Source organism: Pseudomonas sp. SWRI111 (genome assembly GCF_014268555.1).
Taxonomy (GTDB): Bacteria; Pseudomonadota; Gammaproteobacteria; order Pseudomonadales; family Pseudomonadaceae; genus Aquipseudomonas; species Aquipseudomonas hamedanensis.
Genome location: NZ_JABWQQ010000044.1, coordinates 1 through 14,261, shown reverse-complemented (window position 1 = coordinate 14,261; position 14,261 = coordinate 1). Strand labels below are relative to the sequence as shown.

11 protein-coding genes are annotated in these 14,261 nt (G+C 54.4%); 3 read left to right on the top strand and 8 right to left on the bottom strand.

Annotation, left to right across the window (positions count from 1 at the left end):
• Positions 1–199 precede the first annotated feature (199 nt).
• Positions 200–1,828: a glucan biosynthesis protein D gene (locus HU755_RS26765; RefSeq protein ID WP_186638242.1), complete on the bottom strand. Its 1,629-nt coding sequence runs from the start codon at positions 1,826–1,828 to the stop codon at positions 200–202.
• A gap of 404 nt (positions 1,829–2,232) precedes the next feature.
• On the opposite strand from HU755_RS26765, the gene HU755_RS26760 reads away from it, so the two are divergent.
• The gene (locus HU755_RS26760; RefSeq protein WP_016771524.1) at positions 2,233–2,418 is read left to right on the top strand and encodes a hypothetical protein; all 186 of its coding nucleotides are present in this window, start codon (positions 2,233–2,235) and stop codon (positions 2,416–2,418) included.
• Positions 2,419–2,524: 106 nt separating this feature from the next.
• On the opposite strand, the gene HU755_RS26755 is transcribed toward HU755_RS26760, so the two are convergent.
• Complete coding sequence (locus tag HU755_RS26755; RefSeq protein WP_186551107.1) at positions 2,525–3,031, bottom strand: Bro-N domain-containing protein; 507 nt, start codon at positions 3,029–3,031, stop codon at positions 2,525–2,527.
• A 501-nt stretch (positions 3,032–3,532) separates the two neighbouring features.
• Between HU755_RS26755 and HU755_RS26750 the strand changes: the two genes are divergently transcribed.
• Both HU755_RS26750 and HU755_RS26745 read left to right on the top strand, forming a co-directional pair.
• Positions 3,533–4,090 (top strand): hypothetical protein, encoded by a 558-nt coding sequence (locus tag HU755_RS26750; RefSeq protein ID WP_186638239.1) that lies wholly within the window; start codon positions 3,533–3,535, stop codon positions 4,088–4,090.
• 272 nt (positions 4,091–4,362) lie between these two features.
• Positions 4,363–5,085 (top strand): tellurite resistance TerB family protein, encoded by a 723-nt coding sequence (locus tag HU755_RS26745; protein WP_186638236.1) that lies wholly within the window; start codon positions 4,363–4,365, stop codon positions 5,083–5,085.
• A gap of 457 nt (positions 5,086–5,542) precedes the next feature.
• On the opposite strand, the gene HU755_RS26740 is transcribed toward HU755_RS26745, so the two are convergent.
• From HU755_RS26740 to tssI, 6 genes are all read right to left on the bottom strand, one after another.
• Complete coding sequence (locus tag HU755_RS26740) at positions 5,543–5,821, bottom strand: hypothetical protein (protein WP_186638233.1); 279 nt, start codon at positions 5,819–5,821, stop codon at positions 5,543–5,545.
• A 344-nt stretch (positions 5,822–6,165) separates the two neighbouring features.
• Positions 6,166–6,636, bottom strand: coding sequence for a hypothetical protein (locus HU755_RS26735; RefSeq protein ID WP_186638232.1), 471 nt, complete (start codon positions 6,634–6,636; stop codon positions 6,166–6,168).
• A 563-nt stretch (positions 6,637–7,199) separates the two neighbouring features.
• A complete protein-coding gene (locus HU755_RS26730) occupies positions 7,200–7,586 on the bottom strand; it encodes an immunity 22 family protein (protein ID WP_186638229.1) in 387 nt (128 codons plus the stop codon).
• Between the two features lie 9 nt (positions 7,587–7,595).
• Positions 7,596–12,521, bottom strand: a complete 4,926-nt coding sequence (locus HU755_RS26725; RefSeq protein WP_238350051.1) for an RHS repeat-associated core domain-containing protein — start codon at positions 12,519–12,521, stop codon at positions 7,596–7,598.
• Complete coding sequence (locus HU755_RS26720) at positions 12,518–13,258, bottom strand: DUF4123 domain-containing protein (protein ID WP_346655447.1); 741 nt, start codon at positions 13,256–13,258, stop codon at positions 12,518–12,520. The genes HU755_RS26725 and HU755_RS26720 overlap by 4 nt, the downstream gene beginning before the upstream one ends.
• The coding region (gene tssI / locus HU755_RS26715) for a type VI secretion system tip protein TssI/VgrG (protein WP_186638227.1) at positions 13,248–14,261 on the bottom strand (1,014 nt) is incomplete at its 5' end. The genes HU755_RS26720 and tssI, both read right to left, overlap by 11 nt.

Sequence of the window (14,261 nt, the reverse complement as noted above, 5' to 3'; positions counted from 1 at the left end):
CTGAACCGCCGTATACGGAACCGTACGTACGGTGGTGTGAGAGGACGGCGGATGTAAATCCGCCTCCTACTCGATCCTGAAAATCATCGGTTGCCTGGTCTGGCTCTATCGCGAGCAGGCTCACTCCTACATTTTGGAATGCGATCCCCTGTAGGAGTGAGCCTGCTCGCGATGAGGCCCTGTCAGACGCTACGAAACCTCAAGGGTATTTGCGCTTCTCCGGCGCCGGCGGGAAATACTGGTACAACCACGTCTCGCTCAAAGTGCGGTCATTGGTGCGGATGAACAAGCGCAGCTCCACCGGCTCTACGCTGTCGTCGGTCGGATACCAGTCGAACAGAATCCGGTAACCCTTGATGTCATCCAGCACCAGCACGCTGAAGTCCTGCACCTTGCCGTTGGAACAGGTCACCACCGGCTCGATCCCGGTGCCCTGCGGCAGGCGCTCCAGGCCGCCACCGGTGAAGTCCACGGCAAAGCGCCGCGCCCACACCTTCGGGTAATGCTCACCCGGCGCCCAGCCTTCGGTGAAGCCGCCCATGCCCGAGCGGGTCGCGTGCACCCGCGCCAACGGCGTGCTGACCGGTGGCAGCGCGCTCCAGTACAGCTTGTAGCCGTAATTCAGCGAATCGCCGGCAGCCACCGGCTTCTTCGGCGTCCAGAACGCGACGATGTTATCCAGCGTCTCGCCGGTCGTAGGAATTTCCAGCAGATCGATAGAGCCTTCGCCCCACGCGGTTGTCGGTTCTACCCACAGGCTCGGGCGCTTGCTGTACCAGTCGACGGTGTCCTGATAATTGGCGAACTCGTGGTCGGTCTGCACCAGGCCGAAACCTTTCGGGTCCTTGTCGGCGAACGCGTTGAATTGCAGCTTCGCCGGGTTATTCAGCGGTCGGCAGATCCACTCGCCGTTGCCGCGCCACATTGCCAAGCGATCCGAATCGTGGATTTGCGGGTGGATGGTGTCGCACATGCGGCGTTCGTGGGTGCCGCAACTGAACATGCTGGTCATTGGCGAAATGCCCAACTGTTCAATGGCAGTGCGCGCGTTGATGTGCGCGTCGATTTCCATGACCACACGCTCGGCCTGGCAATCGATGTCGAAGCGATAGGCGCCAGTGGCGCTTGGCGAGTCGAGCAGGGCGTAGACTACGAAGCGTGTGGCGTTCTTGTCCGGGGTCTCGAACCAGAACTTAGTGAAGTCGGGAAACTCTTCGCGCTTCTTCGCGTAAGTGTCAATCGCCAGACCACGCGCCGACAGGCCATATTGGCCAGTGGCATCGACGGCACGGAAATAGCTGGCGCCGAGAAACGACACCACATCATGACGATCCAGTTCCGGCGCCTTGAACAGTTTGAAGCCGGCGAACCCCAGGTCACCCTTGAGCCGCTGGGTGTCGACCGAGGTGTTTTCGTAGTTGAACAAGGCAGGGCGAAAATGTACTTCGCGCGCCATGCGGGTCTTCGGATCGACGCTGTACATGCGCACCGGCTGGCGGAAACCCATGCCGACGTGGAAGAACTGCACGTCCAGCTGACCTTTGTTTTCCTTCCACAGGGAATGTTCGCCGTCATAGCGGATCGCGTTGAAGTTTTGCGGCGTCATGGTCGCCAGGGTTGGCGGCAAGACCTGCTTCGTATCCTGATAGGCGCTGCCGGCGAGCTGCTTTGCCTGCCGCTTCAACGATTCGAAATCGAAGGCCTGGGCCTCCCCATCGGCGGCGCCACCATTGGCAGCCCAGGCACGCGTAGCCAGCAGGCCAGTGGCCGACAGACCGGTGTAAGCCGCGATGGCCATGGACGCTTTGAGCAAATTCCTGCGATGCATAAATACAACCTGTCGTGTGCAATCCCGCGCCTTTCCTGGCACGTGCTGGATCAGAAATATCGGTTTGGACATGCCTTTGGCCAAACGCAGCGGACTAGTAACAGATGCCGGCTAGCTTAAACGGTTCGCTCGAATAGCAAAATTCGTTGATAGCACAGCGATGGCGCGTCAATGAAACAAGACATGTCGGTTAAATTTCCGACAGGGTCTTCTGATTTAGAGGGCATATCTGCTTTTTTCGATTAATTACTCTAAAAACTGCTTTTCAGCGCCGATTTAATTCCTATTCTATGGGCAAGACCGGATACAAGCCTTCGTGCCGGCAGGGCACACGACGCTGCTCGAAGAGGCAGGGCGATGTGGGGTTTTGCAGTTTCTTGACTCAATAGAGAAGGACATCGTCCATGGCAAAAATACAGGGCATCACCGAAATGTTGGGCATCTTCCCTTGCTTGGGCGGCGGGCGCAGAAGACGCCGGCTCAACTCCGAAGAATTAAAACTGGTGGAGCGTTATCGAGAGCTGTCGGAGAGCGACCGGATAGCCATGCGGTATCTGGTGGATGCGATGCGGAGTGTTTCGCGGTTTTAACGCCGGGGCAGGCACCGTGAAAGCCATTTGACTTTCACGGAGGCCGGTTCAATAAACCTGTGGCGAGGGAGCTTTCTCCCTCGCCACAGAATTTGCTCACCAGGTTTTAGCGACAACTTCCCTGAACCGGATACGGCCGCTGGCCGTGCATCAACTCCGGCACATCACGCCATTTGACCCAGGCCTGTTGTTGCCAGTGCAGCAACGGCACGGTAACGCCCGCCCAATGCATCGAACTCAGGCACGGGTGGTTTTCCTGTGGGCTTGAATGGATTTCGCGCATCGTCGGAATGACCTCATGGCTCAGCCATTGGCGCAGGTGACGGTTTTCCGGGACGAAGTGATGGACGAGGAGGGCGAACAGTCCGGACTCGCTGACCACTGCGCAATCGAGGATTTCGCCGTCCCGGCGCAGGAGGACTTTGCGACGCTGGTCGGGATCGAGTTTCAGCGTGAGGCGTTCGTTCAGTGGATAACCCATCAGACGTCCGAGATCCTGGACACAGAACCAGGCTTGGTGGTCTTGCATGAACGCGTGGAGGAAGCGGTTGTGGCGGGTGAAGACGGTGGGGGTGAAGTGCGTGGACGGCGGATTCTGGATTTGCGTAGACATTTAGTGACTTCCGTTTCGAGTTGGAAAGTCGCCACCAATTCTTCGAAAAATTGGGTGGCGAGCCGAGGGGCGTTCGAAGTCGGGTTGCTTCCTGTCGAAACGGTAAAGCCGGAAGGCCCGCGCCACACGGCCCGCCATAAAACAGAACTGAAGCCATGAAAAATCCGCAGTTCAATGGAGGGCATGCAAGCACCGTTTTGACAGTTTCCGGCTTCGACCCCGGGTCGCTGAATTGGCAGCGACGGGATAAAGCGTATCGGTTAGGCGCTCGCGGCGACAAGTCTACTCCTTCGACGCACAGCGTAGGAAATTAGGCTTTTTCATGAAGGCTACATCTGTAGGAAATGCCTGTTTTTGCGCTCACGCCAGCGTGACCAACCCTAACCAGTGTTTTTTCCGTTATTTGTTTGAATCTTGCGCATCGCTGCAGGTGCTCGGCCCTTGGATCAAGGCTGGGCGCTGGAAAGATTTATGTAGCAGCGCTAACTTGGAAATGAACCCATGACAACTGTATTTATTGCTGGCTCTATCAATATCAAGAACCTTGATCCAAAGGTTAAAGAGCGCATCAATAATATCGTGGCGTCTGATTTTGAGGTGGTTGTTGGTGATGCGGGTGGCGCCGATACTTCGATTCAGGAGTATTTGTTGAGCCTCGAGCGGTCAAAAACCACCGTTTTTTGCAGCGGTTCAGCGCCGCGTAACAACCTTGGTCAATGGTCCGCCAAAACAGTCGAATCCAGACACTCAAAGGGGTCGAGAGCTTTTTTTACTGAAAAAGACGTAGCGATGGCAGAACAGGCTGACTACGGATTGATGATCTGGGACGCAAAAAGCACCGGTACGCTGAGCAACGTCATAGAGCTACTGTCGAGGAAGAAGAAGTCCCTTGTTTTCGTCAATAAAGAAAAGTCGTTCAAAGTAGTGGGTGACGTCTGTCAGCTCGAAGAGTTGATTGCGTTCATGTCCGAGCACGCCAAGCAAAAAGCCAACGAAAAAATCAGGTTGTTCGAGCGGATTTCCTTGCTGAAACACGATCAGGCAGAGCTTTCTTTTTGATAATGCGCTTCGTCTTTCTGATCCCGGCACCGTCCCGGTAGCGGGGCCAAAGGGTTCTGGCGAGTCCCTGCCCGCTGCAATGAAATGACGGTTTGACGCAGGGCCATCATCAGGGTCAACCGTGGTGGGTTCTGATAGATCGGCATGAGTGCATATCCAAGCGTCCGCTGTGATCGAGCAACATCTGGAAGCACACTCGCAGGTCGGGTTCGGGCACTTTCGAACTAGGCTGAGGGCCTTAGATCCGGATAACCCTTGTTTGGAGGCGGAACATGAACACCCGTGGATTGCTCGATCAACTGCTCAAGTCCGGGCAGGAAATGCTGCAGAACAAGGCCGGCGGCGCTCAGAACAAATCGGCCAGTGGTGGCTTGGGCGGCTTGCTGGGCGGCGCCTCTGGTAGTGGCGGCCTTGGCGGCCTGCTCTCTGGCGCGGGCGGTGGTGCATTGGCCGCAGGCGCGATGGGCCTGCTGCTCGGCAATAAAAAGGTGCGCAAGGTCGGCGGCAAAGTCGCGATCTACGGCGGCCTCGCCGCGCTGGGCGTTCTGGCCTACAAGGCCTACGGCAACTACAACGCGCAAAAAGGCAGCGCTCCCCAACGGGAACCGCAAACCCTCGACCGTCTGCCTCCGGCACAGGTCGAGCAGCACAGCCAGGCCATTCTCAAAGCCCTGGTCGCCGCCGCCAAAGCCGACGGCCACATCGATGATCGTGAGCGCGAACTGATCGAAGGCGAGTTCACAAAACTCGACAACGATCAGGAACTGCAACACTGGCTCCACGCCGAACTGAACAAACCCCTCGACCCTACCGACGTCGCTCGCGCGGCGAGCACGCCGGAAATGGCGGCAGAGATGTACATCGCCAGTGTGATGTTGGTGGATGAGGAGAACTTTATGGAGAAGAGCTATCTGGACGAACTGGCGCGACAGTTGAAATTGGAGCCGGGGTTGAAGGTGGAGTTGGAGAAGCAGGTGCGGTTGGCGGCGGTTTAAAGTTACCGTTTAAAAAAATCGCAGTGTCAGGCTGCGATTTTTTTGCCTGCGGACTGGAGGAAAGCAGTAGTGGATCGTGGTTAGAAAGATCTGACACTGCCTTTTGCGCCTGTGACCAGAGCTGTCTGGCTGCCGCAGGAAGCGCGGTTTTGGCGAGAGCAACGGTGGGCGATTCGGCGCGTTCAATGACGTAGCCTGAAGCGGTTGCCATAGCTTGATGAAAATCGTCTCCCAGCGTGGCGGTGTACCTGTCACGCTGTAGTCGGTGAGTTCCTGCGGCGTGCCGAGGTGGTTGAATTGGCAGCAGAACGGCTTAGCTTTGCGTGGGCCTTTGCCGTCGAGCATTGCCTACGGTCGTAAGGCACCCAATTCGTAGACATAGCTGCGGTAGCGGTTCTCTGCGCTTTCTACAATCAGGTGTTCGCCTTGCCAAAGGAAATTCCGCAGTCTGGAATCATTAATTTGAGATTGTTTGAAGCCATATTTCGCATATGTTGGCTTTTTCATTATTATTCATTGTGTGAGATGTTTTTTTGTCTAATTCTTGATATTTATTTGGAGAAGTTTCCTTGTAAAGAATCAACCATTCATTTCTTCCGTCGTTGTCAATCATATATGTGGTATTGCTCTTTGTTACTCGTAATGACCAAGATGAAAAAAAATCTGGGTGATCGGAAAATAATGCAACAATAAATCCGTTGCGTTTAGCAATTTCGTGGAGGAGAGCTTGATTCATCTTTCGCCTGCTCAATTGGGTGTTTTTTTCATAATTATCTTTCGAAGCATTGAGAAGTTACACACCTCCTCCGGGTAGGATTGAGCCATCCCGCGCACAACTCAGGCCTTGTGGATCACAGTACTCTTTATGGTTTTTCGCAAAGAGGCGGTTTTTTACGGAACTGGAAATATGCCTGGTTTGTCGAGGTTTACTATTTGTCCATCTAGGTGGAGTTGTTGTGCTGCATCATCGCATATGTCTATGTGCTAAACTCAGGGCTGTAATTGCGTTGCCATAAAATGATCTAATATTTATCCGTGAGGGCATTTGGTCGCATGAGGTCGTAGTGTTATATGTCTTGCTCAAAGATGTTCGAGATTAATTAGACAGCCTTTGAGTTTTAGTCGTTCGATTTCATCATCAAATTTGTACTTTGGCAAATCTTTGTTTTCTATGTCGTACTGCTGTCTAAGGATGCGGAATAGTTTTTCTATGTTTTTTTTGGTTTTCTCGTCAAGGCTTTCAATTAAGTCGTAATTGTTGGCCGACAGGAATGCGATTTTGCTTTTGAGTGTATAGTAAGCGCTTATGTTTGAAAACAATCCTTCTGCATCTAAATAATCTTCTTTTAAATGTTTTGCGTAATCCTCAAATATGGTGGTCAGCAGGCTTTGTGCCGCTTTTTGATGTTTTAAAACTCTGCACATTTCCTGCCAGTTGCTAACGAAGAGATGGTCGCCCCAATCGGAGCCGCGGGCAAAATATTTTCCATTGCCTTTAAAGAAGTCGGATATTTCATGAAGTTCTAAAGCTGTTTCAAAAGTAGTCTTCATTGTAGCTTTTCCCAGTCATCAAAGTTTTCAACAATGTTCCAATATCGCTGTTGTGAGTAACGTTTTCCGAGCCGATCAAAGCTGCCTATTTTGTTCCGCTTTTGGTAGCTCCGCCTGGGACCCATTCGGTAAGCTCCGTTTTCTCGCCCGTTTGATACTTCCTAGCTAAATCTCGGATCATCTGGTTTCGGGGCTAATGAGGACGGGACAAATGGGCATCAGAAGAACTACTTTTAAATAAAATTATGAAAGAACCCTGCGGGTTCGCTATTTATGTTTGTGTTTGTGGTTAGCTTTTTTAAAACCTCTGTTACCGATTGCTTGTCTGTTCGATGGATATTGCTCGTCTGATTTTCAATTAATGATTATAATTTGATTAGTATAATTTTGCGGTCTCCGCTGGGCGGCCTTTCAAATATAGCGAAACTTATTTCCTGATATGCGGCATCATCTGGATGTTGAATCTGCTCGTAGGGAAGAACCTCCTCTAAGAGAAAAGGGGGGCAGATTTATTTTCGGTGCCTAGAAGATACGTTTGTCCTCTTTTTTTGTGTTTTTGGGTGTTATTCTTGGTATTCGAAATGGCCACGATATGTAATTTCTATTTCTCGTAACGTACGGGTTTTTGGGGTGCCCTTATATGTAAAATCGTAAATTGCGATTACGGTATTAAATAATGAGGGTGTTGTAGGAGTGTTTTTTCTTTTTATATCAGATGCGATGTCTGAATCGTAAGAGAAGCCTTGAATGGCTTCTTCCAAAAGATTGGTTGGCTCAACGATATCTGCTTCGATTACGTCATCGTCAATGAAGCCAAGTGAGAACGCATTTGTGAATTCGGAGCCTAAGGATGCTCCATCTTCGGAATATACCGGTGTCATTATTTCTCTAAGAACGGTTGGCTGCCAGTCAGAGTTAGCAGTCCAAATCGATACTGTTTTTCTTTTCATACAAAATCCTCACTTTTTTAGCCCTGAAGGAAGCGCGTCCACGCCGCCATCTAACCTACGACTAGCCCACTCATTAAGGCCTTGGCGGAATTCACCATAATCTTTCGAGTTGTCAATTATTTTAAGAATTTCATTGTGTGCTTTAGTAGATCCCTTCCCGCCATGTTGACCAGCAGGATTCACAAATTTTACGTCAGAAATGGCAGTGCGTAGCTCATAAATTTGCTCTGCACTTACACCCCAGCGCTTAAATGTGTCCGCCCTCGAAACCATGTGCCATTCATGCATGCCACCAGGGTACCTTAACCTATCTTTGATTGAGTTTTTATAGTCTTCGTTTGACCAGACGGTATCGAATTCTTCCGGTGTGAGTTCGTTGAACCATTTGTTGAATGCCCCGTCTTTTACGCTGGGTACGCTGCCCCCAGGAACCAGCTCATCCAACGTTTTAACTGGAGGGGTGCAATTTGCTCCGCCAGGGCAATCAATAGGAGTTGTGTCTAGTCCTAATGGGTCGATCCAACCTGTAGGATTTGGCACGTACCGGTAGTTATTCAACCCACCCGCAAGCTTGATCGGATCAGGCGTCAAAAACCGTCCAGTCCCCGGATTGTAGTAGCGGTGCCGGTTGTAGTGTAACCCCGTCTCCGCATCGAAATACTGACCCTGGAAGCGCAACGGGTTGTCGATTTCGGCCACGTCCAGCGCTGCGACATTGCCATAGGCACGGTATTTCGCCGACCACATGATTTCGCCGCTGTAGTCGGTGAGTTCTTGCGGCGTGCCGAGATGGTCGAGTTGGTAGTAGAACGGGGCCGCTTTTACCGGGCCTTCTCCGTCGAGCATCGCCAGTGGACGGAAACTACCGGGTTCGTAGATGTAAGTTCGATAACGGCTATCCCCGCTTTCAACGATCAAGCGTTCGCCTTGCCACAAGAACTCGGTGGTGTGTCCGTCGACGGCTTTCTCGATGCGGCGGCCGAAGGCGTCGTATTTGTAAGAAGCCGTGCTGCCGCCCGGCAGTCTTACGCCGACCAGGCGATGCTGGCAGTCATACCGGTATTCAGTGACGAGTTTCTGGCCGGCTCCGCGCCGCTCCTGGACCAGGTTGCCGTAGGCGTCATAGCCGTAGTGGCGGTCGCCCTGCATCAGCAGACGGTTGCCTTTGACGTTGGCGAGGTTGGCAACAGGTGTGTCGGTTTGACCGAGCAGGTTGCCAGCAGGGTCATGGGCAAAGCTTTCGGGTGTTGCGCCACGTACGTTGATCAGGCGATCCAGCGGATCGTAGTGGTAGCTGCGATTGCCTTTACGGCTGTCATTGATGCCGGCGAGATTGCCGTTGGCGTCGTAGGTGTAGCGACGCTGGAGCACGTTTTTGTCACGTTGACTGACGCTGTGCGCTTGCAGGCGACCTTGTTCGTCGTATTGGTATTGGCTGAGCAGCAGACCTTGCTGGCGTTGCTGTTCACGACCGGCATTGAATTGGTGAGAAGTCAGGCGTGTGCCGTTGAGGTCGATGCTGCTCAGATGCCCGCCGGGTTGGTGGCGATAATCGAGTGTGCTGCCATCCGGCAGTCGGCAGTGACTGAGCTGTCCGACGCTGTCGTATTCGTAACGTGTGGTGCCCCAGCCTTGATGCTCAGTTATCAGCCGATCCTGCACATCATATTCATAGGCAAGCGGCCAATGACCGTCGTCCACGTTGACCAGGCGGCCAAGTGCGTCGTAGCTGTAGTGAATTTCCTCGCCGTCCGGCAGGGTCTTCACTAGCAGTCGGCCGGCAGCGTCGCGCTGATACTCGGTCACCAGCTCACTGCCGTCGTCACCAAACTCGGTTTTCTTCAACAGTTTGCCGTTGAGGTCGTACTCGTACGCAGTGCGACGCCCGTCGAAGCCGGTTTCCTGCTGGATCAGGCCGTTGCTGTAGTAATCGAGATGGTAATGCTCACCGCGTTCGTTTTCGATTTCAGTGAGCAGAAGGCGCGCGTTATCGTAGCGATAGCGCAGTTGGCTGCCGTCCGGATTGATTCGACGGCTGACCAGATGGAGATTGTCGGCGTACTCATAGCGGGTGATGCGCCCCAGTTCGTCGCGTTCTGCAGTGACGCGGCCGTATGGGTTGTAGGTGAAGGCACGGGTAGCGCCGCCGGGCAGAGTGATTTGTGCCAGCCGATTGGCTGCATCCCACTGATAATGAGTAATCGCTCCGGTTTCAGCCTGACGTGTGATCTGTCGGCCTAGCGCATCGTAGCGGTACTTACGCTGGCCGCCGTCCGGCAGACGCTCCTCCAGCAATTGGCCGAGATTGTTCCACCCCAGTTGGTGACGGCTACCGTCAGGATGGCGGATCTCCAGCAGGCGTCCTTGGCGATCATAGGTGTAATGCGTCGAATTGCCGTCCGGGTCGACTTGTTCAGTGATGTCACCCTGGTCGTTACGCCAGTAGACCCATTTGGCGGTACCGCGATTCACCACACGGACAAAGCCCTTGTAGTACTCGTAGGTAGTCGGCGCATCTTCTGGCGGTATCACCGCGATCAAACGGCCGGCCTCGTTGTACTGATATTCCGTGACCGCCCCCATCGGGTCTTTTTCGGCGATCAGTCGGCCTTTGTCGTCATAGGCTTTTAAGTGCTCGGCACCATCCGGATCGACCTTGGCGACGAGCCGAGCCTGGTCATCGTGGGTGTAGATTTCTTCACTGCCATCGGCGTTGGTTACCGTGACACTACCGTTGTCATCCCAGGCGTAATGCGCGTCCATCTGCGAGAAACTGGCCCAGTGATGGATGCAACGCGCGGACTTGCCTTCCTTTTCCCACTCCCAGTAAAAGCTCGCGCCACCTGCAAGTTGCCGCTCGAGAATGACGTTCTGTTCGTTGTAGGTGTAACGCTCAGACTCACCGGCAGCGTTCGTGGCTTTGGTCAGGCGCTGCTGAGCATCGTACGTGTAGGTGACCAGGGTCTGGACGGTGCTCCACGCATCTTCCAGTGTGTCTGCCGGGACAAATTGCTGATAGTCGATAGCGATGATGTGTTTGCGGTCATACCGAACCAGAAGTGCTCGACCGGCCCCGTTGTCCACGCGCTTGATCCGACCGTGGATGTCACGGGTGATGTGCAGGCGGTTGTCGTAGTTGTCGCTGATAGCAATCAGCGTCGCGCCTTTGCTGTTGAAGCGGAAGTGATAGAACTGCTTACGTTCACCAGCCTGTGTGAGAACGAGCTCCGAAGGATCACTGCCAATGAAGATAGCCGCTTCCGAAAGGCTATTGGTGATTGCCGGGCGCTGTTCGCTCGGCATCGGAAAGGTCGTGACACGATTTTCGTGGTCAGTCCAAACGACTTCATCGCCATTGATGTCCACCCGCTGGGCGAGGGCGTGACTCCAACCATAACCGAGGCCGCAGTCGATTTCCGCCGCACTGGTGCGATAGAGACGCGTCCATGTAAAGGGCAGCAAACCCCCGAGTTCACCGTCGGTAATCGTCAACAGCTCTTCACCCGTCACCATCGAAACCGGGCAGCCATTGGTGCAGGTTTTCTTGGCGCAGGTGGCACTTTTGTCGTCGGGCGTCTTGGATTGATCGGGAGCGTCGTCGACCTTTTCTTTTGGCTGAAGCGTGGTCTGATTTTGCTTTTTATCTCGTGGAAACGAAGAGGCCTCTTTGACTTCCTGTTTCGGAGTATCTGCAGTTTTCGGCAGCTGGCTTCTGGGCGGGAGCCCCTCTACATGGCTTTTGGACTCAGCCTTCCCCGGGGCAGCCTTTGGTGCTTCGGTAGTAGCTTCATCGATTTTCAGCGCTGCGGTTTTGGCAGGCTTCATCGGCACATTCTTGGCGCTGGCGATGATGGGCTTCGACGCTTGCGCGTGGGCGGGCAGGGCGTGTTTGTTGCTGAGTGTCATTAGGGTCGAGGCAAGATCGTCCAGGTACTTGATTGCTTCGCCCGATTTGACCGTGGTGATGACTTTTGTCCCGGCTCTTACCGCAAGTCCAGCGCCACCTGTCAGGCAGATACCCAGTAGTACGTTGATCAGAAACTCCGAAGCGATCGCTGTCATAACGTCGACGATGACCTGCGGCGGGAGCATGCCGACCCAAGCCACGATCGCCGAGACATAGATGAACATCAGCGGTTCGTCGCTGAGGATCAGCAACCCTGAAGCAATGGACTCTTTCGAAGCAGCGTATAGCTTGTCGATTTCGACGTCCGACAAATAGTCTTTGAGTTTTGCGTAGTTTTTTTGAGGGTGGGCGAGCAGGTCGAACAGGTTTTTGATGTCATCCCACAGACGGAGTAGAGCTTGCTCAAAACCGTCAAGCGCTCGTTTGAGCAAAATGACCGAGCGCCCCGCACGATCTGCCGCCGAGTAGCTGGCCCACTGCGGTTGAAACTTGCTCGACCATTCGCTTTGCAGCCAGCCTTCAAGCTTGCCGATAACGCCTTGATAGGAGTCATAGAGTGCTTTGACGTCACTCTGGGATACGTTGGGGAAGAACGTGATGCGATAGGTCTGGCCCTTCTTGGCCCCCTCGATCACTTTGATGCCGCTTGGGCCGATCATGGTTTCGATGACCGGACCGGTAACGTCATCGTAAAAGGTGCCTTTGGTGACTGGCTCCAATTTCACTGGAGTATTTCCGATAGGTACAAATCGCGCTGACTCAAACATGTGGATCAGCGTGAAATCACCCACCAGTGGGCAGGTCGCATAGGTTTCAACGGCGCCAGTCTTGGTCTTGCGTTCTGTCACGCTGACTTCGTTGCCGACCTTGAAGGTCTGATCGACGTCCAGTGCCCAGCCACTCCAAAACCCGTCTGCCCATTCTTTGTAATCGCTCAGGCAGTTTTTGAAGTCCTTGAGAATCAGGCTCACGTCGGGCGCTTTGGCGTCCAGCACTCGCAGGACCAGGGTACCAATCGGGGTATTCATGACGTGACTTCCTTTGTCAGCTGTGCAGCGAGACGCTCTGCCATATCTTCTGTGTTTGGGTTTTGGCGCACGAAGCGCTCAACCTTTCTGCGCAAATTGGCTTCGGGGAATTCGAAGAACAACTCAGGACAATCTTCTGATAGCCACTGCATCAGGTTCTCGACGACGGTGGTTTGATCCTTTGCCGCGAGGGCATCCAATAGCGTTTGAGGAATCTCCCACCAAGGCCACTCTTTTGCAGGAGGTACCGCTCTTCTGCCGACTTCGAGAGCGTGTCCGTTGATCAGGTAACGTTGGAACACTGGCAGCAACTCACCTGCTGTGGCACCTAACCCTTCGATGATCGGATGAAGATGTCTACCATCCCAGAACCTGAAAAACACTTCGGTAGCGTCCGGCATTTTCACCTGAGTCAGGCTGCGCAAATGTTCCAGCACGGTCTCCGGCGTGCTTGTGGATACAGCTAGCCAACCCCAGTCCAATGCGTCGGTTTCAGCTATCCATTGCAGAAAACTGGCGTGGGAGGTGATCTCGGCGAGATACGGCATTACGGGAAGCCAATCGGCGTAGGGCGTTCCGCTCCAGATTGGCAGCAGTTGCGCTGCGTGATCTTGCTGATAGAAAGGTTTGAGCGGCTCGGCATCACTCGCCGCGCTGATGACCAGATACAAACGCTCGCCACTTTGCAGCGGCTGTTGCGCCAGCCAGTCCTTGGGGGTGATTCGTTCAGATGGCACAGGCACCTGCCTTGCATTTTTCGCATTCTTCGCAGAACGGCGCGTTGCGTTTGAGGGTGTTGATTTGCGCCGGGGTCAGGACTTGGCCGGCCTTGTCGGCATCGGCTTGTTTCAACACGCCCGGCATCAACGGCGCCGCACCGGTGCCGCTGCCAGGGCTACCGCCGGAGTTCATGTTGATCACCGGCCCGCTCATCGTCACGCCGCCGGCATCGATCTTGATAAAGCTGCCGCCGCCCATCAGGGTCAGTTCCGCGCCGGCCTCCATCACCACTTTCATGCCGCTGCTGAGGTGGATTTCCTGGCCGGCGTCGATGAACTGGCCGGTGCCGATCTTGATGTGCTGGTTGACGCCAACGGTGAGGTGGTCGTTGGCGCGGGTTTCGACTTTGCGGTCGGCGTAGACGGTGTGGTGTTCTTCGGCTTTGAATTCCGTGTAGCTGTTCTTTTCCACGGTGTCGTGGCGTTCGTTGCCGACGCGGATTTTCTGGTCGTGTTCGATGTTCTCGTCCCAGTCGCGCTGGGCGTGCAGGTAGATCTGTTCCTGGCCTTTTTTGTCTTCGATGCGCAGTTCGTTGTAGCCACCACCGCCCATGGAACTCAGGGTCTTGAAGGTGCTGCGGGTCTTGTTCGCCGGCAGTGCGTAGGGGACGGTGTTTTCCTTGTGGTACAGGCAGCCGCTGATCAAGGGCTGATCGGGATCGCCTTCGAGGAAGGTGACCAGCACTTCCATGCCGATGCGCGGAATGGCGATGCCGCCGTACTGGGCGCCGGCCCAGGCGCTGGAGACGCGTAGCCAGCAGCTGGTCTTGTCGTCGGCCTGGCCTTCGCGGTCCCAGTGGAACTGGACTTTGACGCGGCCGTATTCGTCGCAGTGGATTTCTTCGCCTTTCGGGCCGGTGACCACGGCGCTCTGGCTGCCGAGGATGCGTGGTTTCGGGTGGCGCAGGGGCGGGCGGTTGGGCACGTCCCATGGCGTGGCCTGAAAGCGGTTGCGGTAGCC